The following is a 20897-nucleotide window of genomic DNA, read 5'->3' as shown; positions in this document are numbered from 1 at the left end:
GCTGAATGCGATCTGATGCGTCCCCTCCCCGCCGATCTCCGCCGAACGGCCCATTTCCGCGCTTCCCGCACGCTCACCGACTCCAGGGCGAATCCGCGCGCGATCTGCGAAATGTGCCGGATGCCGATCCCGACCATGAGCATCACTCCTCCTCGCATTCTCCTTGCCTGACCTGCTTGGACGTTCTGGGATGCAGTCTGACAATTTCGAGTCAGCCTTGAGGACTTCCATGGAAATCCTGGAAATCGAACGCCTCGGAGAGTGGACCCATGCACATCAAGAAGAGCCCGGACCCGCGCCACAACCTCTGGCACTCCATGGCCTTATACCTGCGGTTCTACCGAGACAAGGCGGGCGAGTCCGGGGACACTTTCGCGCGGATCCTTAAATGCTCGCGCCCATCGATTTCGAGACTGGAGATGGCCGAGCAAGCCCTCAAGGATCACGAGGCAGAACTCCTGGACAAACGCTGGCAAACTGGTGGGTTGCTGGGCAACCTGCTCTGGTATGCCCGCATGGGCCACGACCCCGACTGGTCGAAGCACTACACCGAGTGGGAGCTGAAATCCGAGGTGATCCGCACCTTCGACGGCAGCCTCACACCTCTCCACCTCCAGACCCCCGGCTACGCCCGCTCTCTACTTCTCGCAGGGGGAGTTCACAACCCGGACCAAGCTGTCGAAAAGCGCATGAGACGCACTGCCATTCTCGACCGAGCACCCACCCCTCCCGAACTCTGGGCACTGGTGGCCGAGACCGCGCTCCTTCCCGTCGTCGGGGGCAGCGACGTCATGCGAGAACAACTTGCACACCTCATCGCGATGTCCACCCGCCGGAACGTCATCCTGCGCGTGGTCCCCAATCGGACGGGCGCACATGTGGGCCTGGACGGGGCGTTCAAGATCATCAGCATCAGGGAAGGGACCATCGGGTTCTTGGAGGCCGCCGTCAGCGGACGGCTAGAACTCGACGTGGACAAAGGTAGGAGAACTCCTCCGCCGATTTGAGCGGATAGGGGCTCGGGCCCTCCCCGCAGACTCGTCACGAGACCTCATCAGGACCGTCATGGAGAGCATGTGACCCAGGAAGTCATCTGGCGCAAGTCGAGCAAGTCCCTCGGCGGAACCTCTGAGGAATGCGTCGAACTCGCCGCGATGGCGGAAGGCGTGGGCCTTCGGGACTCGAAGAACGTGCGGCGGGGTTATCCGGTCGTCGGGCGTGGCCCGTTCGCCCGCCTCGTCGGCCGCCTCAAGACTTGAGTCCGTCACGCGGCCAGAGCGCTCAGGAGGGCAGTTCCGGAACCTACCTGACCGCCAGGCGGGTGTCGGCCGGGCTCTCCGGCGCGGAGTCGGCGCCCGCGTCTCTCAGCGCCTGCGCGGCGTCCGCGCCGGACGCCACCGCGGACCTTCGCGCCGCCCTCTGCACCGGCCCTGACGTCGTTGGGGCTCCGCGCCTGGCGAGTTCATCCCGCGACCTGGGCGCCTTGCATGCCGTCGCCGCTCAGGTTCCGAGTTTCGGCTCCGCCGGCGCAGGACTGGTCGTGGCCGCCTTGGGCGGCGTCTGTCTGGACGAACCGCCCCGGCTGCGTCGGCGTCGCGTGGGCCCCGGCGACGTCGTGGACGCCTGGGGCCGCTGCCTCAGGGAAGGGTGCGCTCCCGTGGGTGCGGGGCCGGGGGGAGGGTCACAGGGTGCGGCACTGGCCGGTTTTGTCGCCTTCGACGGTGTTGTTGCCACCCTTGGGCTTGTGGCGGTTGTTACCGCATTCGAGGTCGCCGTCGATCGAGTTGGACTGGAGGGTGACGCGGGACCTGTTGCCGTAGGCCTCCAGGTCTCCGTCGATGAGGGCGCGGTGGACGCGGGCGGTGGCGCCGCGGACGAGCTCGACGTCGCCGTCGATGGCGGGCCGCTCGCCGCTGCGGGTGGTGACGTCGACCTTCGTGAAGCCGTAGGCCTCGATGTTCCCGTCGATCCGGACGCCCTTGGCGAGGAGGGTCGCGTTCTTGCGGACCTTCACGTCGCCGTCGACGCGGGTGCCGTTGAGCCGGCAGGTCGCGCCCTTGGGGACGACGACGTCGGCGTCGAGGGAGCGGGCGCCGATGGTGCCGCGGCAGAAGACTGTGTCGTCGTCATCGTCGTCGGCGAACGCCGGGGGCGCGACGAACAGGGTGGCGGCGAAGGCGAGCGGGATCATGGCGAGAAGCTTCTTGTTCATGCCGTTGATCCTGGCCAGAGGGGGTGAGCCGGAAATGAGCCGATCATGAGGGACCTCTCATGCGCCCGGACGCCTCAGGGCGTCGGGGCGAGATGGGTCTCCAAGAAGGTGAAGATGCGGGTCCAGGCGTCGGAGGCGGCTTCGGGGGCGTGGTGCATGCCGCCGACTCGGATCATCGCCTTGTAGGGCTGGCCGTGGGACTGGATGAAGCCGTGGGGGGCGTCTTCGTAGACCTTGATGTCGTGCGGGACGGACGCCGCGGTGAGGGTCGCCTTGAGGCGCTCCACGTCGGCGACGGGGACGATGGTGTCCTTCGCGCCGAAGCTGCCCACGACCGGGCAGGGGTCGGAGAGAAGAGGGGCGAGGTCCTTGGGGACGAGGCCGTAGTTGACGGCGGCGGCGTCGAAGAGGCCGCGGCCGCCGGCGATGAGGGCGAACTGGCCGCCCAGGCAGAAGCCCGCGACGGCGACGCGGCCGGTGCAGTCGGAGCGGCCCGCGAGGATGTCGCGGGCCTCGGCGATCCGGTCGAAGACGGGGCCGGTGCCTTTCAGCGCGCCCTGGAAGACCTGTTTGACGCAGCGCGGGTTGCCGCCCTCGTAGAGCGCGGGCGCATAGGCGAGGTAGCCGTTCGCGGCGAGGTGCGCGCACTGCCGGGCGACGTCGCCCGTCATCCCGAACGCGTCGTGCAGCACGACCACCCCGGGGAACGGGCCCGTGCCGGACGGTACGGACAGATGGCCCTTGCCCATCGTTCCTCCTCAGGGGGAGCGGGGGCGCCGCGGCCGGCGGGCCGCGGCGCGGAAGCGATCACCGCAGAATGTAGTCCTCGCGGCGGGCCTTGCGGGAGGCCGCCCAGAACTCGAAGGTGAAGCCCGGCCAGATCGTCCGGTTGACGCCGTCCTTGTCGAGGTACCAGGAGTCGCAGCCGCCCTCGTTCCAGACGGCCCGGCGCAGCCGCTTGTGGAGCTTGTCGTTGTAGGCGCGCAGGGCCTCCGGCTTGGGTTCGACGGAGGTCGCGCCGGTCTCGGCGAGCAGTTCCAGCAGGCTGAGGATGTGCGCGACCTGCGTCTCGATCATGAAGACGACGGAGTTGTGGCCGAGGCCGGTGTTGGGGCCGAGCAGCATGAAGAAGTTGGGGAAGCCGGGGAGGGTCGTACCGTGGTGGGCCTCGACGCCGTTCTCCCACGCCTGCTGGATCTTCTGCCCGTTGCGTCCGGTGATGACCCAGCTGTCCATGGCGTCGACGACCTTGAAGCCGGTGCCGAAGACGATCGCGTCGACCTCGATCTCGCGGCCGTCCTTGGTGACGACGGAGTTCGCCCTCACCTCGGCGATGCCCTCAGTGACGAGGTCGACGTCGTCGCGCGCCATCGCCGGGTAGTAGTCGTTGGACAGCAGCACCCGCTTGCAGCCGATGGTGTAGTCCGGCGTGAGCTTGCGGCGCAGCTCGGGGTCCTTGACCTGGCGCTTGAGGTGGCTGGTGGCCATCCACTTCATCGGCCCGGACAGCCGCGGGTCGAGCGCGAAGCCGACGGCGCGCGCCTCCAGCACCCAGTAGACGATGTTCCGGACGGCCCGCGGCACGCCCGGCAGCTTGAAGGCGGCGGGGAGCTTGATGTTCGGCTTGGACTGGATCCACGCGGGCGTCCGCTGGAAGACCGTCGTGCGGGCGGCCTTCTCGGCGACCTGCGGGACGAACTGGATCGCCGACGCCCCCGTGCCGATGACGGCGACCCGCTTGCCTTCGAAGTCGTAGGAGTGGTCCCACTGCGCGGAGTGGAAGGCCTTGCCCTGGAAGGTCTCCAGGCCGGGAACCTCGGGGAAGCTGGGCACGTGCAGGGCGCCGACGCCGGAGACGACGGCGCGCGGCCGGAGCACCTCGCCGTCGCCGAGGGAGACGTTCCACCGGGCCGCCGCGTCGTCGTACTCGACGGCGTCGACGTGGGAGCCGAAGCGGATGTGCCTGCGCACGTCGTACTTCTCGGCGCAGTGGGCGAGGTAGCGCTGGATCTCCGGCTGGGGCGCGAAGAACTCGCTCCAGTTCCGGTTCAGCTCGAAGGAGAACGAGTACATCGGGGACGGGACGTCGCAGGCGCATCCCGGGTAGGTGTTCTCCCACCAGGTGCCGCCGAGGTCCGAGGCCTTCTCGAGGATGACGAAGTCGTGGTACCCGGCCTCTTTCAGCTTGACGCCCATGCCGATGCCGGCGAAGCCCGCGCCGATGATCACGATCTGGCTCATCGAACCTGCCTTATTAGTCGAACCGTCTACTACTGCCGGTAAGTTAACCGAAGTAACTTACCGATGGTAGAGTACATCGACGTGACACAGACCACAGACCCGCAGGCTCCCCGGCGCAAGCGGATGCCGCGCGCCGACCGGGAGCGGCAGATGCTCGCGGTCGCCGAGGAGGTCTTCGCCGAGCGCGGGTTCCGCGAGGCGACGATGGAGGAGATCGCCGAGCGCTGCGGTGTCTCCAAGCCGATGCTGTACGAGTACTTCGGCTCCAAGGACGGCCTCCTGCTCGCCTGCCTTACCCGTGCCCGCACCGAACTGCACGAGGTCACCGCCGCCGCGATGGCCGACGGCACCGATCCGCTCGACACCCTGCACCGCGGCCTCGTCGCCTACTACGGCTTCACCGAGAGCCACCGGGATTCGTTCGCGATCCTGAAGAACGAGGCGGTCGGCCTGCCGCACGCCGCGGCCGAGGCCGTCGAGGCGACCCGCCGCCAGCAGCACACCCTCATCGCGCCGATCATGGCCCAGTGGGCGCCGGATCTGCCGGAGACCGCGATCGAGGCCTACACCGAGATCATCATCGGCGCCTGCGAGCGGATCTCGCTGTGGTGCACGACCCGCCCGGACGTCACGCCGGAGCAGGCCGCGCGGCACACGCTCGACTTCTGCTGGTTCGGCCTCCAGGGCCTGTACGAGAGGTCGGCCCCGGAGCCACCGGCGGACCCGGCGGACCCGGCTAAGGGCGGATGAAGGCCAGCGCGCCCGCGTAGCCCGGCGCCGGGTCGAGATCCACCAAAACGGTGCGGTCCGGGAGATCCGGTCTTCCGCGCCACTTCAGCAGCGCGGGCGGCTCGGACGCGCCGGAGACCACCAGATCGGTCATCGGCACCTTGAGGCCGTCTCCCGTGGCCTTCAGCAGGGCCTCCTTGCGCGTCCAGTAGACGTGCAGATCCCCCGGCGGCTCCGCCTCGATGACGGCCTCGGCGATGTCGTCCAGCGATCTGCCGCGCTCCTCCACGTCGAGCCCGACGGGCACCTCCGCGACCGCGAGCCCGACGAGCCCGCCCGAATGGCTCACCGAAAGATGCCATCCCGGGTAGGTCGGCCGCCCGTGCGACGCGCCGCATCCCGGGCACGTCCGGTCGAGAACGATGCCGGAAGGGTCCAGCCCGGTGCGCGTCGCGAGTTCCCGTTTCGCCATGACGACGCCGAGGGTGAACCTCCGCTTGTCGTCCTCCCGCAGGTAGCGGGCGCGCCGCTCGCGTTCGACGGCGTCCAGGAGCGCCAGGTCTTCGGCTTCGGGATCGGCGGTGCGGCGCCACAGGACACGGCCGGCGAACTCTGGGTGGGGCACGGCCATCAAATTACGTCATCCACCGGTTATTCGGCATGCCGTCGGCCGGTTATCCGGCGTTACTAGGTTGGAGCCCGTGGCCATGGATCAGCCTTTGCCCGGCGGCGCGAAGCCGCTGGGACCACACGACCCCCGCACGCTGGGGGCGCACACGGTGCTCGGCAAGCTCGGCCAGGGCGGCATGGGCGCCGTCTACCTGGGCCGGGGACCGCGCGGCACCGTCGCCATCAAGGTCATCCGCGACGAACTGGGCGCCGACCCGGGGTTCCGGCAGCGGTTCGCGCAAGAGGTCGCCGCAGGGAGGCGGGTCGCCTCGTTCTGCACCGCGGCGATGCTCGACCACGGCGAGGACGCGGCGGGCCACCCCTATCTGGTGACCGAGTTCATCGAGGGCCCGACGCTGCACGAGCACGTGTTCCGGCACGGCGCGCTCACCGAGGGCACCCTCCAGGGCTTCGCCGTCGGGGTCGCCGCCGCGCTGACCGCCATCCACGGCGCGGGCCTGGTGCACCGCGACCTCAAGCCGTCCAACGTCATCCTGTCGGTGTCCGGTCCGCGCGTGATCGACTTCGGCATCGCCCGCGCGCTGGACGCGACGAGCGACGTCACCCGGACGGGCCAGCTCATCGGCACGCCGGGCTGGATCGCGCCCGAGCAGCTCCTGGCCGACCGGGCGACGACGGCCGTGGACATCTACACCTGGGGCTGCCTCGTCGCGTTCGCGGCCCAGGCCAGGCATCCGTTCGGGGGCGGGGCGCCGATCGCGATGGCCTCGCGCGTCCTGCACGGCGAACCCGATCTCGCGGGCGTCCCGGAGCCGCTGCTCGGGCACGTCAGGGCGGCGATGGCCAAGGACCCGGCACTGCGGCCGACCGCCCAGCAGCTCCTGCTCGCCCTCGTCGGCGGCGGCGCGCCGCAGCAGCTCGACGCGAAGGCGACGGCGCTGGTCGAGGAGAGCGTCCACGGCGGCTGGGTCCCGGCCGGGATGCGCACGCCGCCGCCCGGCGTGCCCGCGACGCCGCCGCCGTTCCCCGGCGCGCCGACCGCGCCGGGCGAGCGGGCGGCCCCCGTCGTCGGGCCGCCCGGCCCGCACGGCCTCTTCCCACCGCCGGGCCCGCCGCCGGTGACCGCCGCACCGCGCACCCGGCGCCTGGGACGGCACCGGGCCTGGACCGCGACGGGCGGCAGCGTGCTCGCCGCGGCGGTCGCCGGCGCCGCGCTGCTCTACGTGTTCAGCCACGGCGACGACAACAGCAGCTCCGGCGCACCGGCCGCCGCCAACGTGATGGAGAAGGACGGCTACCGGCTCCTGCAGCTCACCCGCGACACCGGCATCGGACAGACGTACGTGGACGCGGGCGTCGAACTGACCGTAGGCAAGCCGCGCTGCGGCGGGACCACCTATGCGGGGCAGACCGCGCAGGGAGAGTACTTCTGCCTGGTGCCGCTCATCGTCCGCAACCCGCAGGGCGACGACTCCGACCGGGTGCCGCGCGACGAGCAGGCGGCCCTCGACCAGAGCGGCCAGGAGATCCCCGCCACGGAGTACGCCGGCGGCTTCCTCAACGACAACCCCACCCTCGCGCCGGGCGACCGGATCTCCGGGTGGCTCGTCTTCGACATGCCGAAGGGGACGTCCCTGAAGTCCTTGCGGGTGCACGGCTCGAACGGCTCCCAGGGTGTGGAGGTGACGGTATGAAGCGCGTCCTCGGCGCGGCGGCCGGCGGAGTGATCGCGGCCGCCGCCCTCGTCCTGGTGAACCTCCCCGGCGGCCAGGCGGCGATGGCCGCGGGCTGCTCCACCTCGGCGCTCACCGACTTCAACGGCGACGGCGAGGCCGACTTCGCGATCGGTGACCCCGGCGCGGGCGTCGGCTACGCGGTGGGCGCGGGCCAGGTCACCGTCGTCTACGGCGACGGCGACCTCGGCGAGGGCGAGCGCCGTTACCTGACGGCGCGCAAGCCGCAGGACGGCGCGGGCTTCGGCCACGCCCTCGCGACGGGGGACATCGACGGGGACGGGTGCGACGACCTCGTCGTCGGCGCCCCGTGGACCGATGACGGCCAAGGGTGCGCCCAGATCTTCTACGGCTCCCCCGAGGGCCTGGAAGCGGGCGGGCTGCTGGAGCCGGAAGGCACGTCCCGGACCTTCGGCACCTCGGTCGCGGTCCGCGCCGCCGAGGGGGACGGCCCCGCCGTCGTCGCCGTCGGGGCGCCCTACGAGGAGGTCAACGGCCTCGCGTCGGCGGGCGCGGTCCACGTGTACTCGCTCGAAGGCCGGGACACCTCCCCGAAGGTCAGGCTCGTCACGCAGGACGACGAGCAGGCCGAAGGCGTGGCGGAGGCGGGCGACCTGTTCGGCTGGGCGGTGGCGCTCGGCCGGATCATGGGCGATCCCGCGCGGCCCGACCTCGTCGTCAGCGAGCCGGGCGAGGACGTCGACGGCCAGGCCGTGGACGCGGGCTCGTTCAGCGTCGTGGAGGACGTCACCGTGCCCGGGCAGGGCAAGGGGCAGCACTGGCATTACGGGAACCTCGGCATCGGCGACCCGTCTGAGGGCGGCCGCATCGGGTGGAGCCTCGCCTACGCCGAGGACGGCGCCACGTCCTACGTCGCGGCGGGCGTGCCGGGCCAGACGGTCGAGGGCAGGGCGCGGGTCGGCGTCGTGGCCCTGCTGAGCTCGACGGGCGGCGGGCTGGCGGCCCTGGAGCCCGCCGCCCAGCTCGTGGGCGGGAAGCCCGCGGCCGAGGCGGAGGACCGGTACGGCTGGTCGGTGGCGCTCGCGGGAGGCGAGGTCACCGGCGGCGGCGTCCAGCTCGCGGTGGGCGTCCCGTTCGACGGCTCCGAGCAGACCCGGCCCGAGAACGGCTGGGTGCACCTGGTGCCGCTGGCCGACCGCAAGTCCGCCAAGCTCATCGACGCCCTCAACACCAAGGAGTTCATGCCGGGCGACGCCGATCCCTACGACAGGTTCGGCCGGGCCGTCGCCTTCACCAAGGGCGCCCTGCTCATCGGCGTGCCCGACGACCGGGAGAACCCCGGCGGCGCCGTCATGGTCAAGCCGCTGGACGGCGGGGAGTCCGTGGAGCTGCTGCCGGATCCGCCCGCCGACGAGGCCGACTTCGGCGGCGCGTTCGGCTGAACCCTGGCGGGGGCCCGCGGCGGCGGGGACGATGGAGGGCATGCGTGTACGGATCTGGTTCTCCTCCGCTCTGACGTGCCTGTTCGCCGCGGGATGCGCGGCCGACACCTCCCCGACCGAAGCCGCCCCGTCTCCCCCCGCCTCCGCGCCCGGGACCGCCTCCGAGCCCGGCTCCGGGTCGGCGGCCCCGCAGAAGGTGAAGCTGGTCGACGTCGCCGAGGCGGCCCAGCCCGTCGGGACCGCGGTCCGCAAGGGCGACGACGCCCTGTACGTGATCGAGCAGGAGGGGCGGGTGCTGGCCGTCCGGGACGGCGCGGCCGAGCCGGTGCTCGACCTCGTCTCCCTGACGGGGTCGGGCGGGGAGCGCGGCCTGCTGGGCATCGCCTTCTCTCCCGACGGCAAGCGCCTGTACCTGTACCACACCGCCAAGGACGGCAAGATCACGCTGGCGGAGTACCCCGTCGGCTCGGACGGCGCGATCGACGCGGCAGGCCGCCGGGTCGTCCTGGAGCAGCCGCATCCGCGCACCAACCACAACGGCGGCCAGCTCGCGTTCGGCCCCGACGGCTACCTGTACCTGGGGCTCGGCGACGGCGGCGGCGCGGGCGACCCGGACCGGACGGGCCAGGACCGCGGCACCTGGCTCGGCAAGATCCTGCGCATCGACCCGGCGGCCTCAGGCGGCAAGCCGTACACGGTGCCGAAGGACAACCCGTTCGTCGGCGAGAGCGGCGCCAAGCCGGAGATCTGGGCCTACGGGCTGCGCAATCCCTGGCGTTTCTCCTTCGACGCCGAGACCGGGGACCTGTGGATCGGCGACGTGGGGCAGGACGCATGGGAAGAGGTGAATTTCCAGTCCGGCACTTCTCAAGGCGGTGAGAACTACGGCTGGAGCGCGCGCGAGGGCAGGCACGCCTTCCACTCCGAGAAGCCCGTCGGCATCGAACCCCTGCACGAGTACGCGCTGCGCGAGAACGGCCAGTGCTCGGTCATCGGCGGCCAGGTCTACCGGGGCAATGCGCTCCCGAGCCTGCGCGGCAGATACGTCTTCGCCGACTTCTGCGCGGGCTGGGTGAAGGCCATGTCCCGGGACGACCCGAATCCGGTGACGCTGCTGGAGAACGTCAACAGCGTCTCGGCGTTCGGCACGGACGCCTCGGGTGAGCTGTACGTCCTCAGCCTGAACGGCACGGTGCAGCGGCTCGCGCCGGCCTGATCGACCCCTGACGGAAACGACGGAGACTCCGAAGACCACGGAGAGACGACGGAGGCCGGCCCCCGCAAAGGGCGCCGGCCTTTCTTCACGCGTACCTGGCTATGTCCAGGACACCCCGGCGCCTTCGGCGGCCATGTCCTTCGCCTCCTCGTACAGACTGGTCATGTCGTACTAACCAGCAACTTATGTAGCCAAACCAATGCATTACGTGGCCAATACCCCCCGGCCCCGTAATACCAGGCATAACAGTAGAAGCGGGCAGCCGAGAAAGCTAACCGGAGCGGAATATTCCACCAGATCTTCGACGGATAATCTCATACCAGCCGGTAGTCAGATTTGCTCGGTGTCAGAACATGGTCGGATGCACATCGTCAGGTGTACATCTTCAGCGCTTCCCGCGCGACGGTCTCGGCTCCGTCCAGGCACGCATCCACCTGGTCGGCGGGCTTGCCCTCGTAAGGCCGGGAGTACGAGACGGTGATGATGACGTTCTGCACCCGCAGCACGACGCGGGCGGTGGCGGCCTTCGCGGTGCCCGGTTCCACGAAGACGCGGCGGTAGGCCTCCTCGCCCAGGCTCGGCACCTTCTCCAGCAGAAGGGTCGAGGCGGTCTTGTCCTCGCTGTCGCTCGCGAACTCCTGGTCGTAGGACCACTTCGTCGCGGCCGCCGGGTCGAAGTCGCCGACGGCGTCGCCCAGCCGGGTCTCCAGCCGCAGGTAGGGCACCGCGTTCTTGCCCCCGTAGCCGCAGGATCCCGCCCGCGGGCCGCCGTGGGACTCCGGCGCACCACCCGGGACGAACCGGACGAACGTCTCGTCCGAGACGCTGTCGCAGACCTCCGCGGGCAGCTCCGGGAAGAACTGCGACGCGGGCGCCACCGACTCAGGCGGTGAGGACTCCGGTGCCGGGGAGCCCGACGTGGGCTCCGAGGACGGTGACTCCGAAGACGGCTCCGAGGCCGCCGTCCCCGACGGCCTCGAGGACCCCGCAGGCCCCGCCGCCGACGGGACGACGGTTTCGCCGTCGTCCATGACGAGCGGGGCGACCAGGAAGACGGCGCCCGCGCCGATCGTCACGAACACCGCGGCGACCTGCCAGCCGCGGGGACGCGGCATCCGCCGGCCCCCGGACGGAGGTTCCGGCGGTGAATAGACCCTGTCGAAATCTGCGCGCACGCCCACGAAACTACGGACCCGAGGGGCATCTGTCAGTACCCGGTGGGGATATCACCGCGTCCCTTGCTCTCTTTCCGGATTGTCCCGCCGCTCCTGGGAAAGGAGGGAAGTGTGCGGCCCAGTGATCCGACTCTCACCCCGGCGGGAGGCCCGCCCATCACCGTCGCGGACCTCGCCGCGACCTGGCGCGCGGTGGCCGGGACCTCCGCGCGCGGCCAGAAGACCGCGCTGATCGCCGCCGCCCTGCGCAAGGCGGGGCCGGGAGCGGCCTCCGTCGTCGTGCACTGGCTGGCCGGGGAACTGCCGCAGCGCCAGATCGGGGTCGGCTACGCGGCCCTGCGCGCGTCGCCGCCGCCCGCGTCCGCGCCGAGCCTGACGGTCGCCGAGGTGGACGCGGCCTTCACCCGGATCAAGCAGGTCTCCGGCCCCGGCTCGGTCGCCACCCGCAGGGAACTGCTGCACGGCGTCTTCGGCAGGGCGACGTCGGAGGAGCAGGGCTTCCTCGTGCACCTGCTGGCCGGAGAGCTGCGCCAGGGCGCGTTGGAAGGCGTCATGGTCGACGCGATCGCCAAAGCCGCCGAGGTGCCTTTGGCGGCCGTGCGCCGGGCCGTCATGCTGCGCGGCGCGCTCGGCCCCGTCGCCGAGGCCGCGCTCGCGGGCGGCGCCGCCGCCCTCTCCGGGTTCACGCTGGAGGTGGGCCGCCCGGTCCGGCCGATGCTCGCCTCGTCCGCGCCGGACGTCGCGGCGGGCCTGGCCGGCGAGATGGGCGTCGAGTGGAAGATGGACGGGATCCGCGCCCAGGTGCACGTCCGCGGCGACGACGTCCGGATCTTCACCCGCACCCTCGACGACATCACCGTCCGCGTCCCCGAGGTCGCCGACGCCGCCCGCGCGCTGAACCTCGACGCCGCCGTCCTCGACGCCGAGGTGATCGCGCTGCGCCCCGACGGCTCCCCCGAGACGTTCCAGGTGACCGCGTCGAACACCTCGCAGGGGTCGCTGCGCCCCTTCTTCTTCGACGTCCTGCACCTGGCCGGATCCGACCTCCTCGACGAGCCCGCGGGCGTCCGGCACGAGGCGCTGTCCGAGGCGGTCCCGGAGGCGGCCCGGATGCCCCGGCTGGTGACCGCCTCACCCGACGAGGCGTCCGCGTTCTTCGCCGACGCGGTCGCGCGCGGCCACGAGGGCGTCGTGCTGAAGTCCCTGACCGCGCCCTACGCGGCAGGGCGGCGCGGCGCGGGCTGGGTGAAGGTCAAACCGCGGCACACCCTCGACCTCGTCGTCCTGGCCGTCGAATGGGGGCACGGGAGGCGCGCGGGCAAGCTCTCGAACCTGCACCTCGGGGCGCGCGACGCCGGGTCGGGCGAGTTCGTCATGCTCGGCAAGACGTTCAAAGGGCTCACCGACGCCCTTCTGGACTGGCAGACCGAGCGGTTCCTCTCCCTGAAGCTGTCAGACGACGGATTCGTCGTGAAGGTCGAACCCGTCCAGGTCGTCGAGGTGGCGTTCGACGGGCTCCAGCGCAGCACCCGGTACCCGGGCGGACTCGCGCTGCGGTTCGCGCGGGTGCTGCGGTACCGGGCCGACAAGAGCGCCGCCGAGGCCGACACCTTCCAGACGGTCCGGGCGCTCGCCGGCGCGCCGCCCCCGGTCGGCTGAGCCGTCCGGGGGATCAGCCGCGCAGCCGGATCGGGTTCACCAGGTCGGCGTAGACCAACAGCAGGCCCATGAACACCAGGACCACGCCGACGACGTAGGTGAGCGGCAGCGCCTTGGCCACGTCGACGGGGGCGGGGGCGGGCCGGCCCGTCACCGACGCGAACGCCCGCTTGACGCCCTCCCACAGCGCGCCCGCGATGTTGCCGCCGTCCAGGGGCAGCAGCGGGACCAGGTTGAAGGCGGCGATGCCGAAGTTGAGCGAGCCGAGGACCATGAGGAACAGCGCCGCCTTGCCGAGCGCCTCGTCGTGCGAGGCGAGGACCTCCCCGCCGATCCGGCTCGCGCCCACGATCCCGACGGGGCCCTCCAGGTCGCGCTCGGCGTGGTTGAAGGAGGCGTTCCAGACGCCGACCATCTTCTCCGGCAGCCGGGCGAACGCGCCCAGCGTGGCGGACGCCATCGTGCCGAACTGGGCGAGCACGTCGCCCGGCCCCTGCCGGACGAAGACCCGCACGGGGGTGATGCCGAGGAAGCCCGCCGTGACGGTCTTCTCGGGGTGCGCGAGGTCGTTGACCTGGTTGGCGATGGGCGTCGCCGTGAGGTCGAGGTCCCTGCCGTCGCGGGCGACGCGCAGCGCCACCGGCCGGCCCGCCGACTCCCGGATCAGCCGCTGGAACTGCCGGTAGGACGTGACGGGCGTGCCGTCGAACGCCTTCACCTCGTCCCCCGGGCGCAGGCCCGCCGCGGCGGCCGGCGTCGGCGCGTCGCCCGCGGCGCACGCCCGCCCGGTCTCGGCCGCCGGGACGACGCACGCCGCGACCGTCCCGATCGTCGTGGACGGCTCGCGCACCCCGATGCCCATGAGTGCCGCGCCGAGGAACACCAGCGCCAGCACGAAGTTCATGAGCGGCCCGGCGAACGAGATCAGCGCCTTCTGCCACCACGGCTTGGCGTAGAACACCCTGTCCCCGTCGTCCGGCCCGACCTCCTCGAGCGCGCTCTCCCGCGCCGAGTCGATGAGCTGCGCGAACCGCCCCGTGGACGACCTGCGCAGCCTCCCCTCGGGATCACCCGCCCGCGGCGGCAGCATCCCGATCATCCGCACATATCCCCCGAACGGAATCCACTTGACCCCGTACTCGGTCTCCCCCCGCCGCCAGGACAGCACCGTGGGCCCGAACCCCACCATGTACTGCGGACACCGCACCCCGAACCACTTCGCGAAGATCAGATGCCCCAGCTCGTGCAGCGCGATCGACGCCATGAGCAGCGCGAAGAACAACAGGATCCCGAACACCGTCATCACACCCCGCGCCCTACCCGCGCCCCCGCCTCCACCACCCGAGCGCAGATGATCTTGACTGAGCCCTGACGGCTTCGGGACCAGCCGGAACCCGCTCCACCCGTGACCGGTTCCCCTGCTTTCGGATCTTCGAACCGGTAGGATCTCGGCTCCCCCGAACCACAAGTGAGCCCCCATGCGTCGCACGTTCCCGCGCGCGGCCGCCGCGCTCGCGCTGCTCACCGCCGCGCTGAGCCCGTCGGCCCCCGCCTCCGCCGCGCCGGAGGCGGCGACGGACCTCCGCGTCTTCCTCGACGCCCCGCCCTCGCCGGTGGATTTCGGCGAGTCGGTGATCGTCACCGGCCGGGTCCAGTTCCTCGTCGGCGGCGTATGGACCGCCGCGTTCTTTGAGGAAGCACGCATCAGGGTCCGCGCCGGAGCCAACGGGACCGCGGACAGCGCGATCAAGAACAACGGTGAGTTCACCGCGCAGTTCACCATGTACCAGCCGGCTTCCCTCGTCGTCACCGCGACCGCCGACGGCACCGCCGCGCACCCCGCGGACTTCAGCGCCACATCCCAGACGTATTCCGTCGCCCTCCGCCCGTCCGCGTACCTGGGCTTCGACGCCCTGACCTACGACGCCGACGCCAGGATCACCGCCGACTACTGCTTAGCCGCGCAGACGCCTCACAAGGCTCCCGCCGGGCCCGTCTACCTGCAGTTCTCCCCCGACGGCAGGACCCAATGGTCCACGAAACGCACGACCAAGGTGAACTGCGGGAGGCTGCGCAAGCGGTGGCCCACGTCCGGCTACTGGCGGCTGAAGTCCAAGGCGGACGCGCTCTACCCTTCCGTCGTCAGCGAGGTCCGCAAAGCGTGGCGGTGGAGGACCGAGATGAGCAGGATCAAGGTCGCGCCGCGCAAGGTCAGAGCGGGCAAGAAGGTCACCGTGCAGGGCCGTCTCACCCGCTACGAGGAGGGCGGCGCTGAGCCGTTCGGCTACGCGAACCGGCAGATCGACATCATCTTCCACTGCAAGGGCAAGCAGAAGCACTGGAGGAGCGCCAGGGGGCGCACCGACGCGGACGGCCGCTTCAAGATCAAGGCCAAGACCTACTGCGACTCGTCCTTCCTCGCCGTCTTTCGGGGCGGACCGGACACCTTCTCCGCCCGGTCCCCTGAGGCCAAGGTCGACACGACCGGGAAACCGCTCCTCTCCGGCCGTGCCTTCGCGGTCCTCGTCTCCGTGCCTCGGCCGCGCTGACCCGGGTCCTGCTCCCGTCGGCCCGGCGTGCTCAGGTCGGTGGGAGGAGGGAGCGGAGTTCTTCGAGGTACGGGGCGATGTCGATGCCCTGGGCGGCCAGCCAGTCGTCGGAGAGGTACGTGTGGGTGTAACGGTCGCCGGCGTCGCAGATGAGGGTGACGACGCTGCCCTGCTCGCCTCGAGCGCGCATGTCGGCGATGATCTGGAGCGCGCCCCAGACGTTGGTGCCGGTGGAGCCGCCCACGCTGCGGCCCGTCACCTCGGACGTCCAGCGCATGCAGGCCAGCGACGCGGCGTCGGGGACCCGGTACATGCGGTCGATGACCGTGGGGAGGAACGACGGCTCCACGCGGGGGCGGCCGATGCCCTCGATCCGCGAGCCCTTCGCCGTCAGGGACGGGTCGCCGGAGACCCAGGACTCGTAGAACGCCGAGCCTTCGGGGTCGACGACGGCGAGGCGGGTCTGGTGTCTGCGGTAGCGGACATAGCGCCCGATCGTGGCGGCGGTGCCGCCCGTGCCCGCGCTCACCACGATCCAGGCCGGCTCAGGATGCGGCTCCAAGGCGAGCTGCTCGAAGATCGACGCCGCGATGTTGTTGTTGGCCCGCCAGTCCGTCGCCCGCTCGGCGTAGGTGAACTGGTCCATGTAGTGGCCGCCGGTCTCCGCCGCCAGGCGCGCCGCCTCGGCGTAGATCGTCGCCGGGTCGTCGACGAAGTGGCAGCGGCCGCCGTGGAACTCGATGAGCGCGCACTTCTCCGGACTCGTCGTCCGCGGCATCACCGCGATGAACGGCAGCCCGAGCAGCCGCGCGAAATAGGCCTCGCTGACGGCCGTGGAGCCGCTGGACGCCTCGATCACCGGCGTCCCCTCGCGGATCCAGCCGTTGGACAGCGCATAAAGGAACAGCGACCGGGCCAGCCGGTGCTTCAGCGAACCCGTCGGATGGACCGACTCGTCCTTCAGGTACAGCTGCACACCCCACTCGGGCGGCAGCGGGAAGACGTGCAGATGGGTGTCCGCGCTCCGGTTCGCGTCCGCCTCGACCTTGCGGATCGCCTCGGCGATCCACGCCCGCCGGGACGGCTCGCAGCGGTCCACCGCGTGCGCCGGCCGCGCGTCGCCCTTCTCGCCGTCCTGCTCGACGCCCATCGAACCTCTCCTCACGCCGGGATCCCGCCATAAGACTATTCGTGCACGTCAGCGCACCCCGCCCGAGCAAAAGACCGGCGGTCACCGAGCGTGTCCGACCCGGCGCACGGGGGAAGGGAGGCTTGGATGGGCCCATGGTTGTCCGCTCGATCCTCTGCGCCCTGGCGGCCGTCGCGCTCGTGCTCCTGCTCGCCAAGCTGACGAACCGGCGCGCCTCCTGGGACTCCGACGGGGACTCCGCACCCGACGGGCCGACCGCCGGCCACTCCGGAGCCACCATCTCCGCCCTGTTCCTCCTGGTCTTCGCGATCGCCGTGATCGTCCCGTGGACCACCGCCGACGCCGCCCGCCAGAACACCCACGCCGAGGCCCAGTCCCTCGTCGAGGCCTACTGGGCGGCGAGCGTCCTGCCCCAGGGCGACCGCGAGGCCGTCCGGGACGGGCTGCGCTCCTACACCGGCTTCGTGATCGAAGACGAATGGCCGGTCATGCGCGAGGAGTCCCGCCTGTCGGCCGAAGGCTGGCACCGCCTCGACGACTTCCGCGGCCGCCTCGACGCGCTCTCCTTCACCGACGAGACCCGCAAGGACGCCCTGGACGACATCCGCGACCAGGTCCGCGACGTCTACGCCGCGCGCAGGCAGCGGGCCTCCGACGCCGAGTCCTCCCTGCCCGCCGGGGTCCTCCTGTTCACCGGGCTCACCGGCCTCGCCATGATCGTCCTGCCGTTCCTGCTCGGCGCCCGCCCCCAGGGCCGCGCCCTGCTCCCCCTCGGCGTCATGGCCGCGATGCTCGGCGTCGGCGTCTACCTGGCCTTCGACATCGACCACGTCTTCTCCGGCGCCCTCGCCGTCACGCCCAGCGCGTTCCAGACCGCCCTGGCCGAGTTCGACAGGGTCCCATGGGCAGGCTGACCGCAGCGGCCCTGGCCCTCCTCGCCGCACTGACCACCACGGCCTTCCACACCGAACCACCCCCCTCCCCCACCTACTGGCTCGACATAGACCTCTTCCCCCACCGAACCTCGCCGACCGCACCCGGGCCGCCCGGGTCTTCGGACCCTGAGCCGTCGCCACGGCCCGCGCCCGTTCATGTGCCTCCCCTGGAGCCTGTGGCCCCGCCCGTCATCGGAGGGTTGGAGGCCGCCTTTCCCTCCTCCCCCGCGCCTTCGCCCGGGTCGGCCGCCTCGCCGCGGATTTCGAGGGGTCCGGGCGGCCCGGGGGCTTCGCCCAGAGCGGACACCGCGCGGCGCGAAGCGGCCTCTCGGGAGCGGGGGCGGACCGCGCGGATCGGGGTGCCGGGCTTCCGGCCTCTGCAGACCCGGCCGGAACCCCTGAAGTCCGTCCTCGTCGTGGTCATGGTGCTCATGGTGCTCACCGCGCTCGCCGGGGCGGTCCTGCCCGCACTCCGCTAGGAACCATTCCCTCGGGCCGGTACGTTTGTCTGGGAATCCTGGGGATCCGGGACCCGCAGGGAGTTGGGAACCCGGTGAAGTGGCCGCCTTGTCCGGCCGCTCACGGCTCGTGGAGTGGGGACGGGGAATGGAAACACTGATCGTGCTGGGCGGGGCGCTGCTGTTCCTGGTGCTGCTCATGGCCTCGATCGCGTTCCACGAGTTGGGGCACCTGTCGTTCGCGAAGCTGTTCAAGGTCCGGGTACCGCAGTACATGGTCGGCTTCGGGCCCACCCTCAAGTCGTGGCGGCGGGGCGAGACCGAGTACGGCATCAAGTGGATCCCGCTCGGCGGCTACATCCGCATGATCGGCATGCTGCCTCCCCGCAAGGACGACCCCGAAGGCATGCTGCGCAACGCGTCCACCGGACGGTTCCAGATGCTCATCGACTCCGCGCGCGAAGGCTCCCTGGAGGAGGTCGGCCCGGACGACCGCGACCGCGTCTTCTACTCCAAGAAGTGGTGGCAGAAGCTGCTGATCATGTTCGCGGGCCCCGCCGCGAACCTGCTGCTCGCGTTCGTCTTCTTCGCGGTGCTGATCATGGGCTTCGGCACCATGCAGGCCACCCCGACCGTCTCCTCGGTCGCCAAGTGCACCATCCCGGCCGCCGAGGCCTACCAAGCCGACGGCACCCCGCGCGAGTGCACCGCCGAGGAGACCGCCCGCTCCACCCCAGCCGCGCTGGCCGGGTTGCAGGCAGGCGACAGGTTCGTCTCCTTCGACGGCGAGAAGATCGACGACTACCCCGAGCTCCAGGGCCTGATCCGGGAGTCGGCGAACAAGTCGGTCCAGGCCGTCGTCGTGCGGGACGGCAAGGAGGTGCCGGTCACCCTGGCGGTCACCGCCAACCAGCTCCCCGACCTCGACGAACCCGACAAGACCGTCACCGTCGGATTCGTCGGGATCACCCCGCTCACCGACCGGGTCCAGGGCAGCCCGCTGGACGTCGCCACCCAGATGGGCGACATGACCACCCGCACCCTTGAGGCGTTCGTCAACCTGCCCGAGAAGATGGTCGGCGTCTGGCAGGCGGCCTTCGGCGGCGAGGAACGCGACCCCGAGGGGCCGATCGGCGTCGTCGGCGCGTCCCGGCTCGGCGGCGAGATCCTCGCCTCGGAGAACCCCGGCATCGAGAAGCTCACCTGGTTCATCGGGCTGCTCGCGTCGCTGAACTTCGCGGTCGGCATGTTCAACCTCATCCCGCTGCTGCCCCTGGACGGCGGCCACATCGCCGGCTCCCTGTGGGAGGGGATCAAGCGCGGCGCGGCCCGGGTGCTGCGGCGGCCCGACCCCGGCTACGTCGACGTGGCCAAGCTCCTGCCGCTCACCTACGCGATGAGCCTCGTCCTGCTCGTCATGGGGGCCCTGCTCGTCTACGCCGACCTGATCAACCCCATTCGCTTCACCTAGCACCGGCTCACCTGGCACCGGCTCACCTGGTACCGGCGACCCGCCTCACCTGAGCGAAACTGTTCGATCACTTTGCGTGTCACCGACTCTACGCAGGGGTTAGCGTTGGCTACCTGAAGTCAGCACCCTGCTCCGGGAGTCGGCCATGTTCAAGCTTCCCTCGCCCCGACGCCGAGACGGCGGGCAGGACGAAGGCCATCGCACCCGCCGGGACGACGCACCCCTGGACGACGCCCCGGACGGACCCACCGCCGGCTTCGCGGGCGCGATGCTCTCCGCACTGTTCCTCGTCGTCTTCGCGATCGCGGTGATCGTCCCGTGGACCGTCGCGGACTCCGCCCGGCAGAACACCTACGCCGAGGCGCAGGCGCTCACCGAGGCGTTCTGGGCGGCGGGCGACCTCCCGGACACCGACGCGCTCATGGTCCGCGAGGCGCTGCGCGACTACACGGCCTTCGTGGCCGACTCCGAGTGGGAGCCCATGGCCGACGGGCACCTGGACGACGCGGGCTGGGCCAGGCTCGACACGCTCCGGCACGACCTCGGCGAGCTCAAGCTGACCGGCCGCGACCAGACCGACGCCCGCGACACCGTCGACGAGCAGCTCACCACGGTCTTCGCCGCGCGCAGGCAACGGGCCGTCGACGCCGGGGCGCCGCTCCCGTTCGGCGTCCTCGTGCTGACCGTGATCACCGCGGCCCTCGTGCTGGCCTTCCCGCTCCTGTCGGGCGCGCGCCCGCGCGGCAAGGTCCGGTTGTCCTACCTGCTCATGGCCGTGTCCATGGCCGTCAGCGTCTACCTGGTCTTCTCGATCAACCACACCTTCACCGGGCCGCTGGGCGTCGGCGACGACGCCTTCCGGACCGCCCAGCAGGAATTCGCGCGGGTCCCATGAGGCGCCGACCCGCAGCGGCCCTGGCCGCGGCCGGGTTCGGCGCCGCCCTGCTCGGCGGGATGGCGCTCGCGCCCGAGCCCGCCCGCGCGGCCGACCCCGGAATCGTCATCTGCCTGGGCGCCGACCTCGTCCTGATCAAGCTCGACATCGTCATCATCATCGGCCCCGGCCAGTGCGCCGACCCCGAGCCGGAACCTCCCGCGCCCGAGCCCGAGCCGCCCGCGCCCGAGCCGCAGCCACCGGCCCCGGAACCCGAGCCACCGGCGCCCGAGCCCGAGGCCCCCGCGCCCGCGCCGCAGCCGCCCGCCCCGGAACCGGAGGCGCCCGCCCCCGCGCCCCAGCCGCCCGCGCCCGCCCCAGGGGCACCGGCCCCGGCTCCCGCGCCGCAGGCTCCCGCGCCCGCGCAGCCCAGCTACGCGACGCCGGTTCCGGAGCAGAGCT

The 20897-nt window shown here is 71.4% G+C and carries 18 protein-coding genes and 1 pseudogene; 12 read left to right on the top strand and 7 right to left on the bottom strand.

Annotated features, from left to right (window positions below):
- Positions 1 to 269 precede the first annotated feature (269 nt).
- On the top strand, positions 270 to 1007 hold the full coding sequence (locus ACYVOM_RS17970; protein WP_460304547.1) for a DUF5753 domain-containing protein: 738 nt from the start codon (positions 270 to 272) through the stop codon (positions 1005 to 1007).
- Between the two features lie 69 nt (positions 1008 to 1076).
- Positions 1077 to 1259, top strand: a complete 183-nt coding sequence (locus ACYVOM_RS17965) for a DUF397 domain-containing protein (protein ID WP_460304546.1) — start codon at positions 1077 to 1079, stop codon at positions 1257 to 1259.
- A 422-nt stretch (positions 1260 to 1681) separates the two neighbouring features.
- Here the strand turns inward: ACYVOM_RS17965 and ACYVOM_RS17960 are convergent, their stop codons facing one another.
- The 3 genes from ACYVOM_RS17960 to ACYVOM_RS17950 form a co-directional block, all read right to left on the bottom strand.
- Positions 1682 to 2212: a bactofilin family protein gene (locus tag ACYVOM_RS17960; protein WP_460304545.1), complete on the bottom strand. Its 531-nt coding sequence runs from the start codon at positions 2210 to 2212 to the stop codon at positions 1682 to 1684.
- A 74-nt stretch (positions 2213 to 2286) separates the two neighbouring features.
- Positions 2287 to 2961 (bottom strand): dienelactone hydrolase family protein, encoded by a 675-nt coding sequence (locus ACYVOM_RS17955; RefSeq protein WP_460304544.1) that lies wholly within the window; start codon positions 2959 to 2961, stop codon positions 2287 to 2289.
- A 58-nt stretch (positions 2962 to 3019) separates the two neighbouring features.
- A complete protein-coding gene (locus ACYVOM_RS17950) occupies positions 3020 to 4453 on the bottom strand; it encodes a flavin-containing monooxygenase (RefSeq protein WP_460304543.1) in 1434 nt (477 codons plus the stop codon).
- 81 nt (positions 4454 to 4534) lie between these two features.
- On the opposite strand from ACYVOM_RS17950, the gene ACYVOM_RS17945 reads away from it, so the two are divergent.
- The gene (locus ACYVOM_RS17945; protein ID WP_460304542.1) at positions 4535 to 5203 is read left to right on the top strand and encodes a TetR/AcrR family transcriptional regulator; all 669 of its coding nucleotides are present in this window, start codon (positions 4535 to 4537) and stop codon (positions 5201 to 5203) included.
- On the opposite strand, the gene ACYVOM_RS17940 is transcribed toward ACYVOM_RS17945, so the two are convergent.
- Positions 5190 to 5807: a 4'-phosphopantetheinyl transferase family protein gene (locus tag ACYVOM_RS17940; protein ID WP_460304541.1), complete on the bottom strand. Its 618-nt coding sequence runs from the start codon at positions 5805 to 5807 to the stop codon at positions 5190 to 5192. The genes ACYVOM_RS17945 and ACYVOM_RS17940 overlap by 14 nt on opposite strands.
- An 82-nt stretch (positions 5808 to 5889) precedes the next feature.
- Here ACYVOM_RS17940 and ACYVOM_RS17935 point away from each other — a divergent pair, with 82 nt between their 5' ends.
- Genes ACYVOM_RS17935 through ACYVOM_RS17925 form a run of 3 tightly spaced genes read left to right on the top strand, consistent with a single transcriptional unit; the run spans position 5890 to position 10164 of the window.
- Complete coding sequence (locus ACYVOM_RS17935) at positions 5890 to 7506, top strand: serine/threonine-protein kinase (RefSeq protein ID WP_460304864.1); 1617 nt, start codon at positions 5890 to 5892, stop codon at positions 7504 to 7506.
- The gene (locus tag ACYVOM_RS17930) at positions 7503 to 8948 is read left to right on the top strand and encodes a hypothetical protein (protein WP_460304540.1); all 1446 of its coding nucleotides are present in this window, start codon (positions 7503 to 7505) and stop codon (positions 8946 to 8948) included. Before ACYVOM_RS17935 ends, ACYVOM_RS17930 begins: the two co-directional genes overlap by 4 nt.
- 40 nt (positions 8949 to 8988) lie before the next feature.
- Positions 8989 to 10164: a PQQ-dependent sugar dehydrogenase gene (locus ACYVOM_RS17925; protein WP_460304539.1), complete on the top strand. Its 1176-nt coding sequence runs from the start codon at positions 8989 to 8991 to the stop codon at positions 10162 to 10164.
- Between the two features lie 371 nt (positions 10165 to 10535).
- On the opposite strand, the gene ACYVOM_RS17920 is transcribed toward ACYVOM_RS17925, so the two are convergent.
- Complete coding sequence (locus ACYVOM_RS17920) at positions 10536 to 11279, bottom strand: hypothetical protein (RefSeq protein WP_460304538.1); 744 nt, start codon at positions 11277 to 11279, stop codon at positions 10536 to 10538.
- A 171-nt stretch (positions 11280 to 11450) separates the two neighbouring features.
- Here ACYVOM_RS17920 and ACYVOM_RS17915 point away from each other — a divergent pair, with 171 nt between their 5' ends.
- Positions 11451 to 12998 (top strand): ATP-dependent DNA ligase, encoded by a 1548-nt coding sequence (locus ACYVOM_RS17915; protein WP_460304537.1) that lies wholly within the window; start codon positions 11451 to 11453, stop codon positions 12996 to 12998.
- Between the two features lie 13 nt (positions 12999 to 13011).
- Here the strand turns inward: ACYVOM_RS17915 and ACYVOM_RS17910 are convergent, their stop codons facing one another.
- The gene (locus tag ACYVOM_RS17910; protein ID WP_460304536.1) at positions 13012 to 14301 is read right to left on the bottom strand and encodes a M50 family metallopeptidase; all 1290 of its coding nucleotides are present in this window, start codon (positions 14299 to 14301) and stop codon (positions 13012 to 13014) included.
- Between the two features lie 175 nt (positions 14302 to 14476).
- On the opposite strand from ACYVOM_RS17910, the gene ACYVOM_RS17905 reads away from it, so the two are divergent.
- Positions 14477 to 15547: a hypothetical protein gene (locus ACYVOM_RS17905; RefSeq protein ID WP_460304535.1), complete on the top strand. Its 1071-nt coding sequence runs from the start codon at positions 14477 to 14479 to the stop codon at positions 15545 to 15547.
- 31 nt (positions 15548 to 15578) lie between these two features.
- Here the strand turns inward: ACYVOM_RS17905 and cds1 are convergent, their stop codons facing one another.
- Positions 15579 to 16697 carry an L-cysteine desulfhydrase Cds1 gene (gene cds1, locus ACYVOM_RS17900; protein WP_460304534.1) on the bottom strand — a complete coding sequence of 373 codons (1119 nt, stop codon included), beginning with the start codon at positions 16695 to 16697 and terminating at the stop codon, positions 15579 to 15581.
- Positions 16698 to 16831: 134 nt separating this feature from the next.
- Here cds1 and ACYVOM_RS17895 point away from each other — a divergent pair, with 134 nt between their 5' ends.
- From ACYVOM_RS17895 to ACYVOM_RS17880, 4 genes and pseudogenes are all read left to right on the top strand, one after another.
- Entirely contained in the window at positions 16832 to 17611 is a 780-nt protein-coding gene (locus ACYVOM_RS17895) for a bestrophin-like domain (RefSeq protein ID WP_460304533.1), read from the top strand.
- Positions 17612 to 18238: 627 nt separating this feature from the next.
- Positions 18239 to 19561, top strand: a complete 1323-nt coding sequence (locus ACYVOM_RS17890) for a M50 family metallopeptidase (RefSeq protein WP_460304532.1) — start codon at positions 18239 to 18241, stop codon at positions 19559 to 19561.
- Between the two features lie 145 nt (positions 19562 to 19706).
- Positions 19707 to 20456, top strand: a complete 750-nt coding sequence (locus ACYVOM_RS17885; RefSeq protein ID WP_460304531.1) for a bestrophin-like domain — start codon at positions 19707 to 19709, stop codon at positions 20454 to 20456.
- A pseudogene (locus ACYVOM_RS17880) lies at positions 20453 to 20897 on the top strand (hypothetical protein); the annotation flags it as partial. The gene ACYVOM_RS17885 and the pseudogene ACYVOM_RS17880, both read left to right, overlap by 4 nt.

This window comes from Actinocorallia aurea (genome assembly GCF_054783995.1).
Note: the sequence above shows the minus strand (reverse complement) of the source record. Positions and strands in the feature narration are given on the sequence as shown.